Annotated in this window: 1 protein-coding gene; it reads right to left on the minus strand. The window is 38.2% G+C overall.

Annotation, left to right across the window (positions count from 1 at the left end; all coding sequences use genetic code 11):
• A partial coding sequence (gene tuf / locus JK636_RS11945; protein WP_202749242.1) for an elongation factor Tu occupies nt 1-993 on the minus strand: 993 nt, incomplete at both ends.

Consider the following 993-nt stretch of genomic DNA (forward strand, 5'->3'; position numbering starts at 1 on the left):
CAACATTCATATCGATATGGTCTCCAGGCATTACCATTTCCATTCCATCTGGTAATTTGATTGATCCTGTTACGTCTGTTGTTCTGAAATAGAATTGTGGTCTGTATCCATCGAAGAATGGTGTATGTCTTCCGCCTTCTTCTTTCTTTAATACGTATACTTGACCTACAAACTTATTGTGTGGATTTACGCTTCCTGGCTTTGCTAATACTTGACCTCTTTCGATGTCTGTTCTTTGAACACCTCTTAATAGAGCTCCTATATTATCTCCTGCCATTGCTTGATCTAGTAGTTTTCTGAACATTTCTACTCCAGTTACTACTGTCTTCTTTCTTTCTTCGCTTAATCCTACTACTTCTACTTCGTCTCCAACTTTCAGTATTCCTCTTTCTACTCTTCCAGTTGCAACTGTTCCTCTTCCAGTAATTGTGAATACATCTTCTACTGGCATTAAGAATGGCTTATCTGTTGCTCTTTCTGGTGTTGGTATATAGCTGTCTACTGCTTCCATAAGATCCATTATGCACTTTGTTGCTTCTGCATCTTCTGGGTTTTCTAATGCTTTTAATGCTGATCCTGTTATTATTGGAATATCATCTCCTGGGAAGTTATATTCGCTTAATAGTTCTCTTACTTCCATTTCTACTAATTCAAGTAATTCTGGATCGTCTACCATATCTGCTTTGTTTAAGAATACTACTATGTAGTCAACTCCTACTCTTGATGCTAGTAGTATATGCTCTCTTGTTTGTGGCATTGGACCATCTGCTGCACTTACTACTAGTATTGCTCCGTCCATTTGTGCTGCTCCTGTTATCATGTTCTTTACATAGTCAGCGTGTCCTGGGCAATCTACGTGTGCGTAGTGTCTATTATCTGTTTGATACTCTACGTGTGCTGTATTGATTGTGATTCCTCTTTCTTTTTCTTCTGGTGCCTTATCTATTTCGTCATATTTTGTTGCTTCAGCATAACCCTTCTTTGATAATACTG

The sequence above is a fragment of the Clostridium rhizosphaerae genome (genome assembly GCF_016765585.1).
Taxonomy (GTDB): domain Bacteria; phylum Bacillota; class Clostridia; order Clostridiales; family Clostridiaceae; genus Clostridium_AT; species Clostridium_AT rhizosphaerae.